Genomic DNA, 21,219 nt, shown 5'->3' with positions numbered 1-21,219 from the left:
ACGCGGGGGCCCGGCCGGGCATATGGGACTGCCCCGCCGTGCGCGCGGCACGGAGGGGCAGAGGACGTGGCCGGGCGTCAGCCGTTGCGCGGGCCGGGGAAGGCACCGGGGCGCAGCTCCTCCCGCATCGCGGGAGCGGCCGAGGGCTGGGGCGGCATTGAGCGGGCCGCGGGTACGGAGGGCAGCTGGGGGCCCGCGGGCGCGCCGGGGGTCCCCGGGATACCGGGGACCACGGACACGGGCCGCTGTGCGCCGTTCTCGGCTGCGACGGGCGCCTCGGCCGGTGCGGTTCCGGGCGTGTTGCGGCGGGCGCCGTAGCGGCGGTGCACCGCCTGCTTGGTGACCCCGAGGGCCGAGCCCACCGCGTCCCAGGAGAAACCTAGCGAGCGGTCGAAGTCGACCGCCGCCGTGACCAGCGTCTCGACGCTGTCCCGCAGTTCCTGGGCCAGGCGGACGGTGGGGGCCGGGGCCCTGCCGTAGACGACGAAGCCCGCTGACGGGCCGGAGCGGCGCGGACGGTAGACGTTGCCCAGCTGGGCGGTGAGGGTGCGCAGCGCGTCCACCTGCCGCCGGACCCGCTCGATGTCCCGCACCAGGAGATGCAGACTGGCCCGCGCTTGGGCGTCGTGGGTTGCGTGGTCGGCCATGAAGAAGCCTCTCGAACCGGCGATTAAGGGGATCGGGGCCGCACCGAGGCGGCCCACTTCGGTCAATCTCCTTTGACCAACGCGCCACCGGGGGATGTGGTCACGCTCTCGGGGCGTAAGCGGGTATGTGAGGGGCGCGCGGCCAGGCGTACGCCCCCCGGCACGGACACCGTCCGGGGACGTAACCACAGGCCCAGGGCCTCACGCCCGGATCATGCCGGGCCCGCCCCGGACGACAGGCCCTAGACTGGTGTGCTGCTCATCACCGTACGTTTCGGCCCGAGAGGCAGTCAGCCCCCATGAAGCTCGTCTTCGCAGGCACCCCAGAGGTAGCCGTACCCGCCCTGGACGCCCTGCTGGCCTCCGGCCGTCACGAAGTGGCCGCCGTCATCACCCGGCCCGACGCACCGGCCGGGCGCGGGCGCCGGCTGGTGGCCAGTCCCGTCGCCGAGCGTGCCGAGGAGGCCGGGATCGAGATCCTCAAGCCCCTCAGGCCGAGGGACGAGGACTTTCTCGCGCGGCTGCGGGAGATCGCGCCTGACTGCTGCCCGGTCGTCGCGTACGGGGCGCTGCTGCCCAAGGCCGCGCTCGCCGTACCGGCGCGGGGCTGGGTCAACCTCCACTTCTCGCTGCTGCCCGCCTGGCGCGGCGCCGCCCCCGTGCAGCACGCGGTCATGGCGGGCGACGAGGTGACCGGCGCCTCGACGTTCCTCATCGAGGAGGGACTGGACTCCGGACCGGTCTACGGCGTCCTCACCGAGGAGGTACGCCCCACCGACACCGCGGGAGATCTCCTGACCCGGCTCGCCTTCGCCGGTGCGGGCCTGCTCGCCGCGACCATGGACGGCATCGAGGACGGTGTGCTGCACGCGGTGCCGCAGCCGGCCGAGGGCATCACCCTCGCCCCCAAGATCACCGTCGAGGACGCCCAGGTGCTGTGGTCCGCCCCCGCGCTGCGGGTCGACCGGGTGATCCGGGGCTGCACCCCCGCCCCAGGCGCCTGGACGCTCTTTCGCGGAGAGCGCCTCAAGCTCATCCAGGCCGCGCCCGTCCTCGACCGCGCCGACCTCGCCCCGGGCGAGCTGTCCGCCGCCAAGAACAACGTCTACGTCGGCACCGGCTCGCACGCCGTGGAGCTGCTCTGGGTCCAGCCGCAGGGCAAGAAGCCGATGAAGGGCGCCGACTGGGCGCGCGGAGTGCGCATCGTGCCGGGCGAACTGGTCGGCGCGTAGCCGCGACGTACCCTGTGAGGGATCGTCCCCTCACCATCAGCGGAGCACCTTTCTCGTGACAGACCAGCAGCGTCGCCGTCCCGCCAAGCCACATCGCCGTCCTGTGAAGGACCCTGTGCGCTTCCTCGCCTTCGAGGCGCTGCGGGCCGTCGACGAACGCGACGCGTACGCCAACCTCGTCCTGCCTCCCCTGCTGAAGAAGGCACGGGCGAAGGGTGACTTCGACGGCAGGGACGCGGCGCTCGCGACCGAGCTGGTCTACGGGACGCTTCGCCGGCAGGGGACGTACGACGCGATCGTGGCCGCCTGCATCGACCGGCCGCTGCGCGAGGTGGACCCGCCGGTGCTGGACGTCCTGAACATGGGCGTGCACCAGCTGCTGGGCACCCGGATCCCGACCCATGCCGCCGTCTCGGCCAGCGTGGAGCTGGCCCGGGTCGTGCTGGGCGAGGGACGCGCCAAGTTCGTCAACGCCGTCCTGCGGAAGGTGACGGCGCACGACCTGGACGGCTGGGTGGAGCAGGTCGCCCCGTCGTACGAGAAGGACGCCGAGGACCATCTCTCCCTCGTCCACTCGCATCCGCGCTGGATCGTCTCCGCCCTCTGGGACGCCCTGGGCGGCGGCCGTGCGGGCATCGAGGATCTGCTCGAAGCCGACAACGAGCGGCCCGAGGTGACTCTCGTGGCCCGGCCGGGCCGCTCCACCACCGAGGAACTCCTGGCCGCACTCGGCGAGGACAACGGCCTTCCCGGCCGCTGGTCGCCCTTTGCGGTGCGGATGGCGGAGGGCGGCGAACCGGGTGCCCTGACCGCCGTCCAGGACGGCCGGGCCGGAGTGCAGGACGAGGGCAGCCAGCTCGTCGCCCTCGCCCTGGCCAACGCGCCGGTCGAGGGCCGGGACAGCCGCTGGCTCGACGGCTGCGCGGGACCCGGCGGAAAGGCCGCCCTGCTGGCGGCGCTCGCGGCCGGCCGCGGCGCCGCGCTGCTCGCCGCCGAGAAGCAGCCGCACCGCGCGCGGCTGGTCGAGCGTTCGCTGGCCGGCAACCCCGGCCCGTACCAGGTGATCACCGCCGACGGCACCCGCCCGCCGTGGCAGCCGGGATCCTTCGACCGGGTCCTGATGGACGTGCCGTGCTCCGGACTGGGCGCACTGCGTCGCCGTCCTGAAGCCCGCTGGCGGCGCAAGGCGAAGGACCTCGAAAGCTTCGCCCCGCTCCAACGCGGCCTGTTGCGCGAGGCGTTGAAGGCCGTTCGGATCGGCGGAGTCGTCGGCTACGCGACCTGTTCCCCCCATCTCGCGGAGACGCGGGTCGTCGTCGAGGACGTACTCAAGGGCAGGGGAGGGCAGCAGTCCTTCGAGGCCGAGTGGGTGGACGCGCGTCCCCTGATGCCGGGAGTGCCCGCGCTGGGAGAGGGACCGGACGTACAGCTCTGGCCCCATCTGCACGGCACGGACGCGATGTACCTGGCGCTGCTTCGCCGCACGGCCTGAACAGTCGGTGCGGCTGTAGCGTCTCAGAATGAATGACCCTTTCTCATTCGCCGTGGCCCTTGTCCGGCCCATGGGCCACGGAATTGAGACGCGCAGGCGTCCGTCGAATCGCTCGTGGCCGTGAAACGTCAGATCCGCCCTGTACCGGCCCTGTGCTCCTGTGCAAACTTTGGATAGAGGAGTCGTCGGCTCACTCCGTCGGCTCATCGCACCCGTGCCTCGGGGGTCGTATGTCTGGTGCCGGGGCAAGCACATCGGTGTCCGCATGGCCCGCAAGAGACCGACATCCTGGTCCGCACTGACAGCGCGGGCAGCGCGAAGGCTTTCATCACGCATCTCCGCGCCTTGCGTGACAACGGCCTTCACCTGCGCTTCTCGGTCGGATACGCGGTCACCGCACCGGTCCGACGCGCCATCCGCGCCCTGCCCGAACAGGTCTGGCACCCCGCCCTGGACGCCGACGGGGCCCTGCGTGAGTCCGCCGAGGTCGCCGAGCTGACCGGCATGGCCGACCTGACCGGCTACCCGGCCGGCACCCGCATCATCGTGCGCGCGAACGCCCGCACCCCGGTGCCCAGCTCTCCTTGTTCGACAGTGACGAGGGCCTGCGGCACCAGGTCTTCCTCATCGACACCACGTACTCCGGCGGCGGCTCGACCCAGTTCCTGGAGGTCCGCCACCGTGGACACGCTGCCGTCGAGGACCACATCCGGTGCGGCAAGACCACCGGCTTCGGACGCTTCCCATCCCGCCTGTTCTCCGTCAACTCCGCCTTACTCGAGCTCAGCCTCGCGGCCATCGACCTTCTGGCCTGGACCCGCGTCCTGCTGCTGGACGGCGAGCCGGCTACCGCCCCAAGAAACTTCGCTAACCGGATCCTGCACGTCGCTGCCCGTCCGAACCGCGGCGGCCGTCGCCTCCACCTGGGGATCGCAGCAACCTGGCCCTGGTGACACCAACTCGTCGCTGCCTTCCACCGTCTGGCCGCCCTACCCCGCCCCGCCAGCTGACCAGCCGTCCCGGCCACCTACGACGGAAAGACCTTGGAGAACCCGACCAACGCGCCGGGTCCCCACCATGCCCACCGCCCGATACCGCCTCGATCGACCCCACAGCGTCACCTCGGCACCCCAAGTGAAACGGCGAGGCCAGTGCGGGCGAAGGCATGCGCGGACATTGCGATGGGCGGCGTCGTCCTCTTCCTCGCCGGGCAGCAACGGCCGGCAAGGGAATTTCGGTGCGTGACGACGAGACCGGTGTGGACAGGTGGGCACCTCTGGCCTGTCGATGATGAGGGGGTCTTCCGTCGAGGTGCGGGCGCACGACGACTGCTAAGGCACCTCGCCGCGTTGTCGGAACGCCCGAATACATCTAGTACGCGGCCCTCCGCCTGGCGATTCGCCGCATCCGAAGCCGCGCGCCGATCCACCAAGGAATACGGGCGGCCCTCAGGGCGTGGGGGGTGTCACCGACGCCAGGTAGGTCGCCACCTGGTTTCCGTTGTTGGCGTAGCGGTGAGGCAGTGTGGCGTCGAAGGTCAGCGCCTCGCCCGCCTGTACTTCGAAACGCTGATCGGCGACGTGTACCGTGACGGTGCCGGTGATGACGTAGGCGCACTCGACCGCAACGTGGCTCCACGGCTCGCGGCTGGAGGCGTGGCCCGGCCCGAGTGTGCCGAGGAGGACTTCGAGCTGGCCGTTGCTCGGGGTCAGGCGTTCGTACTGGACGAGGCCCTTCGGCATGAGCAGGCGGGAACGTTCGTCGGGGCGGCTGTGGTGAGCCGTGAGCGGGGTTTGCTCATGGAGCAGCGAGGCGGCCGATGGGCCGAAGATCGTGCTCAGGGCCCGGAGGGTCTTGAGGCTCGGCTCGCGAATGCCCCGCTCCACCTGGCTGAGCAGGGTCGCTGACAGGCCGGTCTGCGCCGCGAGATCGCGCAGGCTGAGCCCCGCCTCCGTCCGTAGCGTGCGTAGTTGGTCTCCGATCACGGCGGTCAGCCTAGTCGAGCCGTGCACCCTTGTGCACTCTTGTACACCCCTGGGGCGTGGGCCTTTGAGGGTGTCAGCACGTTTCTGCAGAAGAATCAACAGTTGACAGTCGGAGCCTCGTGCACTTTTGTGTACTCGTGTAAATAAGTACACACTCAGTACACATCCGCGTTGTTCTCAATGTTGTGGAAAGTGGTTCACCGCCATGAGCGCTGACAGACATCTGGTCTTCCGCGGAGGAAAGGCACTGGCGTTCGTTCCGGTCCTCGTGTTCCTCGGGTTCTGCGTCGTCTTCTTCGTCGTGTTCAAGACGTTCGACATGACCGCCCTCGCCGCGGGAGGTGTCGTCGCGCTGCTCGTCGGCGCGCCGTTCGCCAAGCCGTATTCGGCGTACTGGTCCGCCGTGACCAGGGGGATCGGATCGTCCACCGCGGTCACGATCGTGATGATCCTTTTCTGCGTGGGCCTGATGTCCGCCCTGATCAAGGAGACCAACGTCTCCGGCGGGTTCGTGTGGCTCGCAGAGAACCTCGGCGTCGACGGCGGCACGTTCACCCTGTTCACGTTCGTCGCGGTGTGCATCATCTCGATGTCGACCGCGTCGTCCATCGGGACGATGTTCACGGCGTTTCCGATCTTCTACCCGGCCGGCGTGTTCCTCGGCGCCGAGCCGGCGTTCCTCGCGGCCGCGGTCATCTCCGGCGCGATCTTCGGGGACAACGTCGCCCCGATCTCCGACACGACCGTCATCTCGTCGTCGACGCAGACGTTCCGCCGAAAGTCCGGCACCGCCGATATCGCCGGTGTCGTGCGGAGCCGCGCTCGCTTCGCCTTCACCGCTGCGGCCCTCGCGGCCGTCGGGTTCTTCGTGCTGGGGTCGTCGGGCCACTCGGGCGATTCCGCACACTCGCAGGAACTGCTGGAACAGGCTGCCAACCCGCTCGCCCTCGTGATGCTCATCCCCGTCGCGCTCATGCTCACCGTGGCGCTGCTCACCCGCGACATCTTCAAGGCGGTCACGGTCGGGCTGGCGACCGGGATCGTCACCGGTCTCGCCTCGGGTCTGCTGACCCCCGAGGGCGTCGTCGGCGTCCACGACGGGGCGCCGACCGGATTCCTGATCTCGGGCGTCGGCGACATGCTCAGCGTGATCGCTCTGGTGGTGGCCGTGTTCGGCATCATGGGCATACTCACCGACGCGGGCATCCTCGACTGGCTCGTGAACGCCCTGACCGGCAGCCGCCTGTCCCGCACCCCGCGCGGTGCGGAGTTCGCGATCGGCATCGGGGTCTCGGTCACCACGCTGCTGTTCGGCGGCGTGAACTCGGCCGCGATGCTCACGTTCGGCCCGGTCGCCGACAAGATCGGCGCACGCGTCGGCCTGCACCCGTACCGCCGAGCGGTCGTCATGGACTGCTTCGCGATGGGAATCGCCGCCATCGTCCCCGTCCTCAGCGCCTATCTGTTCATCGGCGCGCAGCTCACGACCGGGATCAAGGGCGTTCCCGCCCTGGCCACGACGGAGATCTTCGTCGCGATGCTCTACCCGCTCGTCCTCACCGTCGTCCTGGTCGTGGCGGCCGCAACGGGCTGGGGCCGCCGTTTCGAAGGCCCGGACGGCGTCGAACTGAAGCGACCCGAGAGCACGCCGGCCGCGGCCTGAGCAGCACACCCCCGTACGACCACCACCGGCCGACCGGCCACTGGAGCACCCATGGATCGCAACACAGTCGACTGGCGCGGCTACATCCCCGCCATCACCACACCGTTCACCCGCGAGGGCTCGCTCGACATCGACGCGCTGCACGTGCAGGTCGCCTGGCTCGTCGACGAGGGCATCCAGGGCGCGATCCTGGCCGGCACCAGCGGCGAGTGGTTCTCCCTGTCCGCAAAGGAGCGCGCCGAGCTGTTCGCGGCGGGCGCCGAGCACCGGAGCGGCACCTTCCCGGTCCTCGGCGCCTGCAACGCGTTCACCCCGAAGGAGGCGATCGCCCACGCCCGCGCGGCGGAGTCGGCGGGCCTCGACGGCATCCTCCTCACCCCGCCGCCCTACATCGTGCCCAACGGGAAGGAGATCGTCGCGTTCTACCGGGCGGTGAGCGATGCCACCGACATCCCGATGACCGTGTACAACTGGCCGCGCGGCTGCGTCGTGGACATGGGTGTGGAACTGCTGACCGAGCTCGCGCAGATCGAGAACGTCGTCGCGATCAAGAACTCGACGGGAGACTTCGCGAGCTTCCTCGCCGGGATGTACGCCCTGGAGGGCGAGGTGCGGTACTTCGGCCTGCCCACCAACGCGCTCGGCGCCGACCTCGCGATACTCGGCCACGGCGACGGCCTGATGGGAACGGGCGGCATCCTCGGCCGCGACCAGGCCGACTTCTGGAACGCCGTCGACGCCGGGGACCGGGAGCGCGCGATCCAGCTGGGCAAGAAGGACCGCGTGTACATGGACGCGTGGTTCCGTCCCGACTACGGCGTGCAGTTCGGCAACCAGCAGGCGATCGTCAAGACCGCGCTGCGGCTGCGTGGCATCCCCGCGGGATTCGTGCGGGCGCCGCTGCTCGAGCTCACACCGGACGAGGTCGCCCGCGTCGAGGTGACCCTGCACGAGCTCGGCATCGACACGCTCCCCCTCGCCGATGACTGAGCGGTACGACGTCGTTGTCGTAGGCGGCGGGCTGCTCGGCTGCCTCACGGCGTGGATGGCCGCCCGCGACGGTGCACATGTGCTCCTGGTCGACAAGGATCAGGTGAACCAGCACGCTTCGGGCCAGAACGCCGGGAGCCTGCACTTCCAGCTCGAGTACCGGATGATCGAGGCCGGCGTGGAGGCCGCACGCGTCGCCGCGGAGGCGATGCCGCTCCACCTCGACGCCGCCGCGATGTGGGCGCGCCTGGAGGACGAGATCGGGGAGTCGCTCGGCGTGCGCCAGACAGGCGGGCTCATGGTTGCCGAGAACGCCGACCAGGTCAGGATGCTCGAGTTCAAGGCAGAGCTGGAACGCTCCTGGGGCCTCGATGTGCGCACGCTCGATCGCGCCGAGCTCGACGGCGTCGCACCGTACCTCTCACAGGACATCGTCGCAGCCAACATCAGCCCTCTGGAAGGGAAGGCGGACGCCCGCATCGCCGCTCCCGCGGTCGGCCGCGCGGCCGTCGCGGCCGGGGCGACCGTGATCACACGCTCCCGCCTGGTCGGCGCGCATCGCGTGCCGACCGGATGGGACGTCGCCCTCCGGGAGACGGACCGCGTGGGGGACGAACGGGCCCGCACCGTCCGGACCGCCGCAGTCGTGCTCGCCGCCGGTGTGTGGACGACGGAGCTCGGCCGGGTCTTCGACTCCGAGCTCCCCACCGTCCCCCTCGCTCTCACGATGACCGTCACCTCGAAGATTCCCAAGTTCATCCCCCATCTCGTTCAGCACACAGGCGCGCGTCTGTCGCTCAAGCAGTCGCTCGACAACACGGTCCTCATCGGCGGCGGGTGGCCGGCACGACTGATGAGGGATGCTCACGGCGCCCCGGCGTTCGACCGCAAGCACCAGCTGATCCCGCAGTCGATCGCCGGCAACGCACGGGCGGCCGTGAAGACCGTGCCCGCACTGGAGCGGGTCCCCGTCGTGCGCAGTTGGGTCGGCACGACCACGGTGGCACCGGACCAGCTTCCGCTCGTCGGCGCGGTCAAGGGCGCGCCCGGGGTGTTCGTCGCCACCGGCGGATCGGCGTTCACTCTCGGGCCGAGCTTCGCGCGGGTGCTGACCGGCCTGATCGCCGGGCGCTCACCCGATATCGACCTCGCACCGTACGACCCGGCCCGCTTCGCGGAAGGGAGCACCTCATGACCCCGGACGACGCCTGGCGTCGCACCACGCAGGAGCGCGGCGACGTCGTGACGATCGGTGTGGACGGCGAGCCGGTTCGCGCCTGTACGGGCGAGACGGTGGCCGGCGCCATGCTTGCCGGAGGGGTCGCGTTCGAACGAGACCGCAACGGAGCGCCCCGGGCGCCGCTGTGCAACATGGGGACGTGCTTCGAGTGCGCCGCCACCGTCGACGGCCGGCCGCTGACCCGCACCTGCCTGGTCCCCGCGCGCGAGGGCATGGTCATCGAGACGTCAGGGAGGCTGTGATGTTCGATCTCGCGATCATCGGAGCGGGTCCGGCGGGCATGTCGGCAGCTCTCACCGCGGCCGATCATGGTCTGACGGTCGTCGTCATCGACGAGCAGCAGCGAGCGGGCGGGCAGATCTTCCGTCAACCGCCCGAGGCCTTCACCGGAAGCGTCCTGCATCCCACCGCCGGCTACGGCTGGGCCACCGAGCTCATCCGGCGGTTCGAGGAAGACCCGCGACTGACGACGGAGTTCGGCTGGTCGGCGATCGGTGTGCTGCACGACGACGCGGAGCCGGGCGATCTGTGTGTGGCGATCAACCACCCGGAACACGGCACCCGCGTGATCGGCGCGCGGCGGCTGCTGATCGCCACCGGCGCCTACGACCTCCCCGTCGCCTTCCCGGGCTGGACTCTGCCCGGTGTCATGACTGCCGGCGGTGTCCAGACCCTCGTCAAGGCGCAGAGGATCGCACCCGTCGGCGACGTTGTGCTGGCCGGGGCACATCCGCTGCTGCTGCTCGTGGCCGACCTGCTCGTCCGCGACGGCGTTCCGGTGCGCGAGGTCGCGTTCGCTCAGAGCATCCCGACGCCGACGGACATGCTCCGCGCCCTCGGCGCCGTACCCGGTCATCTGCGGATGCTCGCGGAGACCGGCGCGATCGTGGCGCGGCTGGTACGCAAGGGTGTCCGGGTCTCGCCCCGGACCATCGTGACGGCCGCCCACGGCACAGAACACGTCTCCGGCATCGAACTCGCCCGGGTCGACCGGCAGTGGAGGGTGACGGGCGCGCCCCGCGAGGTCGCGGCATCGCACCTCGTGCTCGGGTACGGCTTCTCCGCGTCGACGGAACTCGCCCGCCAGATCGGATGCGAGCTCGCGTTCGACTCGCCACGGGGCGGCTGGGTGGTCGAACACGACGAACGACTGCGGACATCCGTCCCCGGAGTGTTCGTCGCCGGCGAGCCCACGGGCGTCGCCGGAGCCGACCGGTCCTGCGCCGAGGGTGCTCTCGCGGGTCTCGGGATCGCCGCCGACCTCGGCCGCCCCGTGCCCTCCGCAAAGTTCGCCGAAGCGGAACGCGGCATCCGAAAAGCGACACGATTCTCAACCGTGGTGCAACGGATGTTCGAACCAGTTCGCGAGGCACTCGGAGACCTCGCGACGCGAGAAACCACCATCTGCCGATGCGAACTGGTCACACGCGGCGCAATCGACGACTTCCTCGAATCGTCGCCGTTCGTCAGCAACGTCAACGCCGTCAAGCTCTCCTGCCGCACAGGCATGGGCCCCTGCCAGGGACGCTACTGCGAGAGCGGCGTCGGCACGGTCCTTGCGTCCGCACGCGACCAGCCGATCGGGCTCGGCGGACGCTTCTCCGCCCACCTGCCGATCAAACCTGTGCCCGTCGGGGACCTCCGAGGCCTCGACTCGGCCGCCGAGCAATCCGCATCGGACGGAACGGGTCCCCTTCGTCCATGACCGGTATGCCACGGCCGTTGGACATCTCGTGGCCGCGACCCATCGCCCGGTACGTGACGTCGCTGCCCCCTCCGGGACCAGCACCGGTTGCGACAACAGGTCGTTGTCGGCGGTGTGGAAGCTCGGACGGCGGGGTCACGTACCCGGCTCGTCCCCGAGTCCGCTCGCCTTCGAAGCAGTGGTTGCCTGTCGTCAAGGGGGTGTGCACGGTCCGCCGGAAAGGGAGTTGGGCGCCCTGATGTGAGGTCCCCTCCACAGCAGAAGCGAGTGGGGGAATCCGGGAGCGGGCCGACATCTGTGGAGGCCGAGGGGGTGGCGCGCCCCGGCCTCCACAGAGTTCAGGACAGGCGGAGTCCCAGGTCCGTCAGGCGGACCGGAGTGCATGTCGAAGCCGAACGGGTCCCCGGCCGCGGAGTCACGGCCGCCCGGCGGCGCTCGCCCGGCGGCCGCCCCGTGCCCGTTTCGCCGTAGAAGCGCAGGCCGCGTACGGCCTGAACAGGCGGCAAAACAGCGGCGAAAAGCCGGGAATGCGTGAACTGTGATGTTCGCGTGAGGCTTTGGTACGTACCGAGGCGGGGAAGTGGCGCGGAACGTGGCAGGCTGGGGGCATGGCCCAGATCAACCCCAGCATCCTGTCCGCCGACTTCGCGCGTCTCGCCGAGGAGGCGAAGGCCGTCGAAGGCGCCGACTGGCTCCATGTCGATGTCATGGACAACCACTTTGTGCCCAACCTGACGCTCGGCGTGCCGATCGTGGAGGCCCTGAGCAAGGCGACGGACACCCCGCTGGACTGCCATCTGATGATCGAGGACGCGGACCGCTGGGCACCGCAGTACGTCGAGGCGGGCGCCGGTTCCGTCACCTTCCACGTGGAGGCGGCGGCGGCGCCGGTGCGGCTGGCGAGGGAGATCAGGGCGAAGGGGGCGCGCGCCTCGATGGCGCTCAAGCCCGCGACGCCCATCGAGCCGTACGAGGACCTCCTCCCCGAGCTCGACATGCTGCTGATCATGACGGTGGAGCCGGGCTTCGGCGGCCAGTCGTTCCTCGACATCATGCTGCCGAAGATCCGCCGCACCCGTGAGCTGATCTCCAAGCACGGTCTCGAACTCTGGCTCCAGGTGGACGGGGGAGTCTCCGCCACCACCATCGAGCGGTGTGCCGAGGCCGGCGCCGACGTGTTCGTCGCGGGCTCGGCGGTGTACGGGGCCGGGGATCCGGCCGAGGCGGTGCGGGGACTGAGGGCCCGGGCGGAGGCGGCCACGGCCGCCGCCTCCTGGGCGTGCGACCACTGAACCAAGGGCAGATGAACGCGGCCCGACGTGGCTGATCAAGGATCGCCGGATCTGACAGGATGAACGGCGTATCGAGCGTGTGAACAGCAGTGAGGAGATCGCGGTGTCTGGCATCTCGGCGGGTCGGTCAGCCATGCGGATGGGACCCGCGGAGCTGGTGCAGGCGGCGGCCATGGCCCGCCGGTTCTACCTTGAGGGAAAGTCGAAGATCCAGATCGCCGAGGAGTTCGGCGTCAGCCGCTTCAAGGTGGCCAGGGTCCTGGAGACAGCCCTTGAGCGTGATCTCGTACGTATCGAGATCCGGGTGCCGGCCGAGCTGGACGCGGAGCGCTCCGACGCGCTCAGAGCCCGCTACGGGCTCCGCCACGCGGTCGTGGTCGAATCCCCGGCCGAGGAGCAGGAGGACGCCCCCGACCCGGAGAACCTGGGCGAGGTCGCGGCCGACCTTCTCGGTGAGCTGGTGAACGAGGGCGACGTCCTGGGCCTGGCCTGGGGCCGGTCCACCATTCACATGGCGGCGGCCCTCGACCGGCTCCCGCCGTGCACGGTCGTGCAGCTCACCGGTGTGTACGACGCGGGGACGGCCGAGCGCGGCTCGGTCGAGGCGGTCCGCCGCGCGGCCCAGGTGTCCGGCGGCGAGGCCCACCCGATCTACGCGCCGATGCTGCTCCCGGACCCGGCGACGGCCGCCGCGCTCCGGCACCAGACGGGCATCGCCCGCGCCTTCGAGTACTTCGACAAGGTGACGGTCGCCGCGGTCTCCATCGGTTCCTGGGAGCCGGGCATCTCCACCGTCCACGACATGCTCTCGGACGAGGAGCGCGCGCACTACGCCTCGCTCGGCGTCGCTGCCGAGATGTCCGCGCACCTCTTCGACACCGAGGGGCGCAGGGTCGGACGCGACCTCGGCGAGCGCTGCATCACCGTGGAGGCGGACCGGCTGCGCCGGATCCCCGAGGTGGTGGCGATCGCGGGCGGCCAGCGCAAGGCGGCGGCGATCGGCGCGGTCCTGCGCTCCGGCCTGGTCACCAGCCTGGTGACGGACACGGCCGCCGCGGACTTCCTGCTGACCGAGTCGGCCCCCGGACCCCGTCCGGCGCTGGAGCGCGCGGACCCGGACAGCGTCTGAACAGCGGGCGGACAGACGTGAGGCCGGGCGCGGCGCGCCCGGCCTTCGTCGTCGCTCAGCCCTTCCGGGCGTCGCTCACACCCTCCGCGGCGCGCTCCGGGGAGAAGCCCAGAACCGTCGCCTCCAGATACTCCTCCGGTTCCTCGTACTGACTGACGTCCGCCGGGTTGTAGCGGGGCGTGAGCCGGGACCAGTCCAGATTTCCGCGCATCCAGCTCCGCATCCCGTCCAGGTACGGGACCAGCATCCCGGCCAGCTGCGGATACATCTCCAGCAGCTCGTCCTCAGCCGTGAGGAACCGCTCGGTCTCGGTGGCTATCCGGGCACAGACGTGGTCGATGGCCTGCTGTTCCCCGTAGCCCCGGTGGTGGCGGACCAGATGGACGAGGTTGTGGATCTCGCCGAGGACCTGCTCCTTCTCGAAGGAGTAGACGTCATTCGCCCAGCACACCACGTTGCACGAGGCCTCAAGCGCGGTGATGAAGCGGGGGTCGTTGTGGATCGACTCCGGTGCCTCGATGCCGGCCACGATCTCTATCAGGTCCATGCAGACGTGGATCGCGCCGGTGTGCCGCCGCTTGGCGATGTACGTCTCCTCGGACGGCACCACACCGTCGGCCCGGTTGCCCGCCTCCCAGCTGGTGGCCGTCGTCAGATAGGTGGTGAGGTGCCAGGCGAACCGTCTGCGCCAGTGCGCGGCCCTTCCGGGGACCGTCCGCGCCCACAGATCCTCCAGGGCGATGACGGCGGCCGGAAGCTCAGCGTCCGGGACGGGGGCGGTGTCCATGCCGTCGATGACGGCGAGCATCCGGGCGACCACGCCCCGTACCCGCTCGGGATCGCGGCCGAGCTGGCCGTCGTCGAGCTGGTCGTCGACGAGGAACAGCCAGACGAACCAGTCGGCCACCAGGTCGAGGTGCTCGCCGCCGGCCGTCGGGTAGACCATGCCGACGAAGGAGCCGAAGTCGGCTTGTTCGAATCTGGTTCTCGCGGAGGGCCTGTGCACGAGGCCGGTCCGGCGTGTCCACGTGTCGAGGTGCTCACGGGTCTGCCCGACGTGCGGACTGGTGCGCTGGGGGAACGGGCAGTAGATGTCAGGCAGTTCGCTCTCCACGGGCGGATCTGCATCCTCTCCGGTCAAACGCGTGACAGGTGTTCCGGTTATCGATCGTCGGCGCTGGGGTTACCTCGGGACCTGCGGCTTTGAAGCTACCTGACCCCCAGTCACCGGGTCCAGGGATGGTGATCACGAATGGTTCGAATCCCGTTCGGGTAGAGTCCCTGGGTAAGGCAGGTTGCACTTGCCCGGCCCTCCCGACCTCCTCCTTGGAGGAACAGATGAAAGCGGGGGGCTTTTGCTGTGTCTTCGTGGAAACGACCTGCACCGTTTCGTATGAAAAAATGAGTGTTATGCGTTTTCTAGAGCCGGGCACCGGTCGCTACACAGAGTCCCCCTCGGTCCCGTACGACCTCACCTACGACGATGTCTTCATGGTCCCCGGACGCTCGGCGGTCGGGTCCCGGCAGGGCGTGGACCTCACCTCGCCCGACGGATCAGGCACCACCATCCCGCTCGTCGTCGCCAACATGACGGCGATCGCGGGTCGCCGCATGGCTGAAACCATCGCTCGCCGCGGTGGTCTCGTCGTCATCCCCCAGGACATCCCGATCGAGGTCGTCACCGAGGTCATCAGCTGGGTCAAGACCCGCCACCTCGTGCTGGACACCCCGATCGTGCTGGCTCCGGGTCAGACCGTCGCGGACGCACTGTCCCTGCTGCACAAGCGCGCCCACGGCGCGGGCGTCGTCATCGACGACGACTACCGCCCCGTCGGTGTCGTCACCGAGCACGACCTGACCGGTGTCGACCGCTTCACCCAGCTCACCGAGGTCATGTCGAAGGACCTCGTCCTGCTGGACGCGGACATCGACCCCCGCGACGCCTTCAACAAGCTCGACGGTGCCAACCGCAAGCTCGCCCCCGCGGTGGACGCGGACGGCAGGCTCGTCGGCATCCTCACCCGTAAGGCCGCACTGCGCGCGACTCTTTACACCCCCGCCACCGACGCGGCGGGCAAGCTCCGCATCGCCGCGGCCGTGGGCATCAACGGTGACGTGGCGAGCAAGGCCAAGCAGCTGCTCGACGCGGGCGCCGACACGCTCGTCGTCGACACCGCGCACGGCCACCAGGAATCCATGATCGCCGCGGTCAGGGCCGTCCGGGCGCTCGACCCGCACGTGCCGATCGTCGCCGGGAACATCGTGGCCGCCGAAGGTGTGCGCGACCTGATCGAAGCCGGCGCCGACATCATCAAGGTCGGTGTCGGACCCGGCGCCATGTGCACCACCCGGATGATGACCGGCGTGGGCAGGCCCCAGTTCTCGGCCGTCCTGGAGTGCGCCGCCGAGGCGAAGAAGTACGGCAAGCACGTCTGGGCCGACGGCGGTGTCCGCCACCCCCGCGACGTCGCGATGGCGCTCGCCGCGGGCGCGTCCAACGTGATGATCGGCTCCTGGTTCGCCGGTACGTACGAGTCGCCCGGCGACCTCCAGCAGTCCGCCGACGGGCGCTATTACAAGGAGTCCTTCGGCATGGCGTCGGCGCGCGCGGTGAAGAACCGGACGTCCGAGGAGTCCGCGTACGACCGCGCGCGCAAGGCGCTCTTCGAGGAGGGCATCTCCACCTCGCGCATGTTCCTGGACCCGACCCAGCCCGGCGTCGAGGACCTGATCGACTCGATCATCGCCGGTGTCCGCTCCTCCTGCACCTACGCGGGCGCCGCCTCCCTGGAGGAGTTCGCGGAGAAGGCCGTCGTCGGTGTGCAGAGCGCCGCGGGCTACGCGGAGGGCAAGCCGCTGCACGCCAGCTGGAGTTGATCCCGCCCCGTCCGTAACAGCTGAGCCCCTTCCGGTGATCGATGCCGGAAGGGGCTTTCGCGTGCGCCGGCCCGGTGGCCGGTACGGCTCGGTGGCGCTCTTCCGGCGCTTCAACTCGGTTGAAAATTAAGTAACATGAAGCGCAATCAGCTGCCCGCCTCTCTGCGGTAAGGGATCTCATGTCCTTCTTCACTGACCTGGCCCATCAGTACATCGACGGCGAGTGGAGGCCGGGGAAGGGGTCGTGGGACATCATCGACTTCAACCCTTACGACGGGGAGAAGCTCGCGTCGATCCCGGTCGCCACGGCCGACGAGGTGGACCAGGCATACCGCGCCGCCGAGCGGGCCCAGCCGGCATGGGGGGACACCAACCCGTACACCCGGCGCGGTGTGCTGGAGAAGGCGCTGCGGATAGTCGAGGAGCGCGAGCCCGAGATCAGTGAGGCGATCGTCGCGGAGCTGGGCGGCACCCGGCTCAAGGCCGCCTTCGAGATCCACCTGGCCAAGGAGTTCCTGCGCGAGGCGATTCAGCTGGCGCTCCGCCCCGCCGGTCAGATACTTCCCTCGCCGACCGAGGGCAAGGAGAACCGGGTCTACCGGGTGCCCGTCGGTGTCGTGGGTGTCATCAGCCCCTTCAACTTCCCCTTCCTGCTGTCGCTGAAGTCGGTCGCCCCCGCCCTGGCCCTCGGCAACGCCGTGGTCCTCAAGCCGCACCAGAACACTCCGATCGTCGGCGGCACCCTGCTGGCCAAGGTGTTCGAGGACGCGGGTCTGCCCGCCGGTCTCCTGAACGTCGTGGTCACCGACATCGCCGAGATCGGCGACGCGCTGCTTGAGCACCCGGTCCCGCAGGTCATCTCCTTCACAGGCTCGGACAAGGTCGGCCGCCACGTGGCGACCGTCTGCGCGGCGAACCTGAAGCGCGCCGTGCTCGAACTGGGCGGCAACAGCGCGCTCATCGTGCTCGACGACGCCGATGTGGACTACGCCGTCGACGCCGCCGTCTTCAGCCGGTACATCCACTCGGGCCAGGTCTGCATGGCGGCCAACCGGATCCTGGTCGACCGTGCGGTGGAGAAGGAGTTCACCGAGAAGTTCGTCGCCAAGGTGGCCTCGCTGCAGGTCGGCGACCCGGCCGACCCGGCGACCCAGATCGGCCCGCTGATCAACTCCTCGCAGGCCGACGCGGTGTCCAAGCTGGTCGATCAGACCGTCGAGGCCGGGGCGACCGCGCTGCTGCACGGCCGGGCCGACGGCAACGTGGTGAGCCCTTCCGTACTGACCGGGCTCGCCCCCGACTCACCCGTACTGCACCAGGAGATCTTCGGTCCCGTCGCGCTCCTGGTGCCCTTCGACGGCGAGGACGAGGCGGTACGGATCGCCAACGACACCCCGTACGGGCTCAGCGGCGCGGTGCACACCGGCAACATCGAGCGCGGTGTACGCGTGGGGCAGCGCATCCACACCGGCATGATCCACATCAACGACGGCACGGTCCACGACGAGCCCATCGTCCCGTTCGGCGGCGAGAAGGCGTCGGGGCTCGGCCGGCTGAACGGCGAGTCCATGATCGAGGCTTTCACCACCCAGAAGTGGATATCGGTGCAGCACGGCCGCTCGCGGTTCCCGTTCTGACCGGTCGGCGGCCGTGAGCGCGCCGCGGGCGGGCGCGCATGGTCTACTTCGGGGGCGGCGGCACTGCCGTCGCCCCCGAACCCGTACCGCAGAGAAGTGAACCGCCCGAAGTGCGCCTGAACGACCTCGACGAACGCATCGTCCACGCCCTCGCCGAAGACGCCCGGCGCTCCTACGCCGATATCGGCGCGCTGGTCGGGCTGTCCGCCCCCGCCGTGAAACGCCGTGTCGACCGGCTGCGCGCCGAAGGGGCGATCACCGGCTTCACCGTACGGGTGGACCCGGCGGCCCTGGGCTGGGAGACCGAGGGATTCATCGAGATCTACTGCAGCCGCAACACGTCGCCGGAGGCGATCAAGCGGGGGCTCGCGCTGTATCCGGAGGTGGCCTCGGCCTCGACGGTCACGGGCGAGGCGGACGCGATCGTGCAGGTCTTCGCCGCGGACATGCGGCACTTCGAGCAGGTGCTGGAGCGGATCGCGGGCGAGCCGTACGTGGAGCGGACGAAGTCCGTGCTCGTGCTGTCGCCGTTGCTGCGACGGTATTCGGCGGGGTCGCCGCCGGCCTGAGCGGGGCCTTGGGGCGCGGCGCGCGGTGAGACCCAGATCACCCTTCTGACCTGGGAAGACGCTCTGCGCAATGAATCGCCGTCGTGAGGTCGGCGGGCGCAACGGATCGTCGGTGGGGCGCAAGGGTCGCGCCTTGTCCGGGGAGAGCGCCGGGCCGTACCGTCAATACGTCTCCCCACCCCGCTCGCACCGTCCGAGGTCAGCCATGCCGTCGTTGCGCACCGCCCTGCTCCAGAGTTCCGGCCGCCCCGGTGCCGTGGACGAGAACCTCAAGGTTCTCGACGAGGCCGCCGGGCGTGCCGCCGGAGCCGGGGCGCAGCTGCTCGTCTGCCCCGAGATGTTCCTGACCGGCTACGCCATCGGTGACGCCGTCCCCCGGCTGGCCGAGGCCTCCGACGGCCCCGGGGCCCAGGCCGTCGCGGAGATCGCCGTACGCCACGGGCTCGCGGTGCTCTACGGCTACCCGGAGCGCTCCGGGGAGCAGATCTTCAACGCGGCGCAGCTCATCGGGCCGGACGGGGCCGCGCTCGCGAACTACCGCAAGACCCATCTCTTCGGCTGCTTCGAGCAGGAGTGGTTCACCCCCGGTGAGCAGCCCGTGGTGCAGGCGGAACTCGGCGGCGTACGCATCGGCCTGCTGATCTGCTACGACGTCGAGTTCCCGGAGAACGTCCGGGCGCACGCCCTCGCGGGCACCGGTCTGCTGCTGGTGCCGACCGCGCAGATGCACCCCTTCCAGTTCGTCGCCGAATCCGTCGTGCCGGTACGGGCCTTCGAGAGCCAGATGTACGTGGCGTACGTCAACAGGACCGGTCAGGAAGGCGAGTTCGAGTTCGTCGGGCTGAGCTGTCTGGCCGGGCCCGACGGTGTCGTTCGGGTCCGCGCCGGCCGTGGCGAGGAGCTCGTCATCGGCGAGGTCGACCCCGAGGCGCTGACCGCCTCGCGCGCCGCCAACCCGTATCTCAGCGACCGCCGCCCCGGCCTCTACGGCTCGCTCGTCTGAGCCGTCGCGCCCCCACCGCCACGCCCCGTTCCACTGTTTCGCGCAAGGAGTCCCCACCTCATGACGTCCACGGTGCCCAACGCCGTCCAGCACACCGACGCGCAGCCGCCGATCACCATGTTCGGGCCTGACTTCCCCTACGCGTACGACGACTTCCTCGCCCACCCGGCGGGCATCGGCCAGATCCCGGCCACCGAGCACGGTGCCGAGGTCGCCGTCATCGGCGGCGGGCTCTCCGGGATCATCGCCGCCTACGAACTGATGAAGATGGGGCTCAGGCCCGTCGTCTACGAGGCGGACCAGATCGGTGGCCGGCTGCGTACGGTCGGCTTCGAGGGCTGCGACCCCGAACTGACCGCCGAGATGGGCGCGATGCGCTTCCCGCCGTCCTCCACCGCCCTCCAGCACTACATCGACCTGGTGGGCCTGGAGACCAAGCCGTTCCCCAACCCGCTGTCCCCGGCCACCCCGTCAACCGTCGTCGACCTCAAGGGCGAGTCGCACTACGCGGAGACCATCGCCGACCTGCCCCAGGTCTACCGCGATGTGATGGACGCCTGGAACGCCTGCCTGGAGGAGGGCGCCGACTTCTCCGACATGAACCGCGCGATGCGCGAGCGCGACGTCCCGCGTATCCGCGAGATCTGGGCGAAGCTCGTCGAGAAGTTCGACAACCAGACCTTCTACGGCTTCCTCTGCGACTCCGAGGCCTTCAAGTCCTTCCGGCACCGTGAGATCTTCGGCCAGGTCGGCTTCGGTACGGGCGGCTGGGACACCGACTTCCCCAACTCCATCCTGGAGATCCTGCGCGTCGTCTACAGCGAGGCGGACGACCACCACCGCGGAATCGTGGGCGGCAGCCAGCAGCTGCCGCTGCGCCTGTGGGACCGTGAGCCGCAGAAGATCGTCCACTGGCCGCTCGGCACGTCGCTCGCCTCCCTGCACAACGGCGAGCCGCGCCCGGCCGTGACCCGGCTGAACCGCACCGCGGGCAACAAGATCACCGTCACCGACGCGAGCGGCGACATCCGTACGTACCGTGCCGCGATCTTCACCGCGCAGTCCTGGCTGCTGCTCTCCAAGATCGCCTGTGACGACGCGCTCTTCCCGATCGACCACTGGACGGCGATGGAGCGCACCCACTACATGGAGTCGTCCAAGCTGTTCGTTCCCGTCGACCGGCCGTTCTGGCTGGACAAGGACGAGATCACCGGCCGCGACACCATGTCGATGACGCTCACCGACCGGATGACCCGGGGGACGTACCTCCTGGACGAGGGGCCCGACAAGCCTGCCGTCATCTGCCTCTCGTACACCTGGTGCGACGACAGCCTGAAGTGGCTGCCGCTCTCCCCGAACGAGCGCATGGACGTGATGCTGAAGTCGCTCGGCGAGATCTATCCGAACGTGGACATCCGCAAGCACATCATCGGCAACCCGGTCACCGTCTCCTGGGAGAACGAGCCCTACTTCATGGGCGCGTTCAAGGCCAACCTCCCGGGCCACTACCGTTACCAGCGGCGGCTGTTCACCCACTTCATGCAGGACCGGCTGCCCGCCGACAAGCGGGGCGTCTTCCTCGCGGGGGACGACATCTCCTGGACGGCAGGCTGGGCCGAGGGCGCCGTGCAGACCGCGCTCAACGCCGTGTGGGGTGTGATGACCCAGTTCGGGGGCGCGACGGACGCGACGAACCCCGGCCCCGGCGACGTCTTCGACGAGATCAGCCCGGTCGAGCTTCCGGAGGACTGAGAGCGG

17 protein-coding genes and 1 pseudogene are annotated in these 21,219 nt (G+C 69.8%); 15 read left to right on the top strand and 3 right to left on the bottom strand.

Annotation, left to right across the window (positions count from 1 at the left end):
* Positions 1–77 precede the first annotated feature (77 nt).
* Positions 78–647 (bottom strand): hypothetical protein, encoded by a 570-nt coding sequence (locus tag AB0C82_RS13175; protein WP_362840063.1) that lies wholly within the window; start codon positions 645–647, stop codon positions 78–80.
* Between the two features lie 299 nt (positions 648–946).
* Between AB0C82_RS13175 and fmt the strand changes: the two genes are divergently transcribed.
* The 3 genes and pseudogenes from fmt to AB0C82_RS13160 all read left to right on the top strand — a co-directional run.
* Positions 947–1,879, top strand: a complete 933-nt coding sequence (fmt, locus tag AB0C82_RS13170; protein ID WP_362840060.1) for a methionyl-tRNA formyltransferase — start codon at positions 947–949, stop codon at positions 1,877–1,879.
* A gap of 55 nt (positions 1,880–1,934) precedes the next feature.
* Positions 1,935–3,371 (top strand): transcription antitermination factor NusB, encoded by a 1,437-nt coding sequence (locus tag AB0C82_RS13165; RefSeq protein WP_362840057.1) that lies wholly within the window; start codon positions 1,935–1,937, stop codon positions 3,369–3,371.
* A 279-nt stretch (positions 3,372–3,650) separates the two neighbouring features.
* A pseudogene (locus AB0C82_RS13160) lies at positions 3,651–4,324 on the top strand (transposase); the annotation flags it as partial.
* Between the two features lie 495 nt (positions 4,325–4,819).
* Here AB0C82_RS13160 and AB0C82_RS13155 read toward each other — a convergent pair.
* Positions 4,820–5,356, bottom strand: coding sequence for a cupin domain-containing protein (locus AB0C82_RS13155; protein ID WP_362840054.1), 537 nt, complete (start codon positions 5,354–5,356; stop codon positions 4,820–4,822).
* Positions 5,357–5,561: 205 nt separating this feature from the next.
* On the opposite strand from AB0C82_RS13155, the gene AB0C82_RS13150 reads away from it, so the two are divergent.
* The 7 genes from AB0C82_RS13150 to AB0C82_RS13120 all read left to right on the top strand — a co-directional run bounded on the left by AB0C82_RS13150 (position 5,562) and on the right by AB0C82_RS13120 (position 13,375).
* Positions 5,562–7,019, top strand: a complete 1,458-nt coding sequence (locus AB0C82_RS13150; protein ID WP_362840051.1) for a Na+/H+ antiporter NhaC family protein — start codon at positions 5,562–5,564, stop codon at positions 7,017–7,019.
* Between the two features lie 51 nt (positions 7,020–7,070).
* Positions 7,071–8,009, top strand: a complete 939-nt coding sequence (locus AB0C82_RS13145; protein WP_362840048.1) for a dihydrodipicolinate synthase family protein — start codon at positions 7,071–7,073, stop codon at positions 8,007–8,009.
* Complete coding sequence (locus tag AB0C82_RS13140) at positions 8,002–9,204, top strand: FAD-binding oxidoreductase (RefSeq protein ID WP_362840045.1); 1,203 nt, start codon at positions 8,002–8,004, stop codon at positions 9,202–9,204. Before AB0C82_RS13145 ends, AB0C82_RS13140 begins: the two co-directional genes overlap by 8 nt.
* The gene (locus AB0C82_RS13135) at positions 9,201–9,491 is read left to right on the top strand and encodes a (2Fe-2S)-binding protein (protein ID WP_362840042.1); all 291 of its coding nucleotides are present in this window, start codon (positions 9,201–9,203) and stop codon (positions 9,489–9,491) included. Before AB0C82_RS13140 ends, AB0C82_RS13135 begins: the two co-directional genes overlap by 4 nt.
* Positions 9,491–10,954 carry an NAD(P)/FAD-dependent oxidoreductase gene (locus AB0C82_RS13130; protein WP_362840039.1) on the top strand — a complete coding sequence of 488 codons (1,464 nt, stop codon included), beginning with the start codon at positions 9,491–9,493 and terminating at the stop codon, positions 10,952–10,954. Before AB0C82_RS13135 ends, AB0C82_RS13130 begins: the two co-directional genes overlap by 1 nt.
* 608 nt (positions 10,955–11,562) lie before the next feature.
* Positions 11,563–12,246, top strand: coding sequence for a ribulose-phosphate 3-epimerase (rpe, locus tag AB0C82_RS13125; RefSeq protein WP_362840036.1), 684 nt, complete (start codon positions 11,563–11,565; stop codon positions 12,244–12,246).
* 133 nt (positions 12,247–12,379) lie between these two features.
* Positions 12,380–13,375, top strand: a complete 996-nt coding sequence (locus tag AB0C82_RS13120; protein ID WP_328909029.1) for a sugar-binding domain-containing protein — start codon at positions 12,380–12,382, stop codon at positions 13,373–13,375.
* A 55-nt stretch (positions 13,376–13,430) separates the two neighbouring features.
* On the opposite strand, the gene AB0C82_RS13115 is transcribed toward AB0C82_RS13120, so the two are convergent.
* Complete coding sequence (locus AB0C82_RS13115; protein WP_362840033.1) at positions 13,431–14,489, bottom strand: terpene cyclase; 1,059 nt, start codon at positions 14,487–14,489, stop codon at positions 13,431–13,433.
* Positions 14,490–14,785: 296 nt separating this feature from the next.
* On the opposite strand from AB0C82_RS13115, the gene AB0C82_RS13110 reads away from it, so the two are divergent.
* The 5 genes from AB0C82_RS13110 (at position 14,786) to AB0C82_RS13090 (ending at position 21,213) form a co-directional block, all read left to right on the top strand.
* Entirely contained in the window at positions 14,786–16,252 is a 1,467-nt protein-coding gene (locus AB0C82_RS13110) for a GuaB1 family IMP dehydrogenase-related protein (RefSeq protein ID WP_362840030.1), read from the top strand.
* Between the two features lie 179 nt (positions 16,253–16,431).
* On the top strand, positions 16,432–17,889 hold the full coding sequence (locus tag AB0C82_RS13105) for an aldehyde dehydrogenase family protein (RefSeq protein ID WP_362840027.1): 1,458 nt from the start codon (positions 16,432–16,434) through the stop codon (positions 17,887–17,889).
* A 110-nt stretch (positions 17,890–17,999) separates the two neighbouring features.
* Complete coding sequence (locus tag AB0C82_RS13100; protein WP_362840962.1) at positions 18,000–18,458, top strand: Lrp/AsnC family transcriptional regulator; 459 nt, start codon at positions 18,000–18,002, stop codon at positions 18,456–18,458.
* A gap of 205 nt (positions 18,459–18,663) precedes the next feature.
* Complete coding sequence (locus AB0C82_RS13095) at positions 18,664–19,461, top strand: carbon-nitrogen hydrolase family protein (protein WP_362840024.1); 798 nt, start codon at positions 18,664–18,666, stop codon at positions 19,459–19,461.
* Positions 19,462–19,521: 60 nt separating this feature from the next.
* Positions 19,522–21,213 carry an NAD(P)/FAD-dependent oxidoreductase gene (locus tag AB0C82_RS13090; RefSeq protein WP_362840022.1) on the top strand — a complete coding sequence of 564 codons (1,692 nt, stop codon included), beginning with the start codon at positions 19,522–19,524 and terminating at the stop codon, positions 21,211–21,213.
* The last annotated feature ends 6 nt before the right edge of the window (positions 21,214–21,219 follow it).

It is taken from the genome of Streptomyces sp. NPDC048560 (assembly GCF_040650955.1).
Classification (GTDB): domain Bacteria; phylum Actinomycetota; class Actinomycetes; order Streptomycetales; family Streptomycetaceae; genus Streptomyces.
This window is presented reverse-complemented; position numbering and strand designations above follow the sequence as displayed.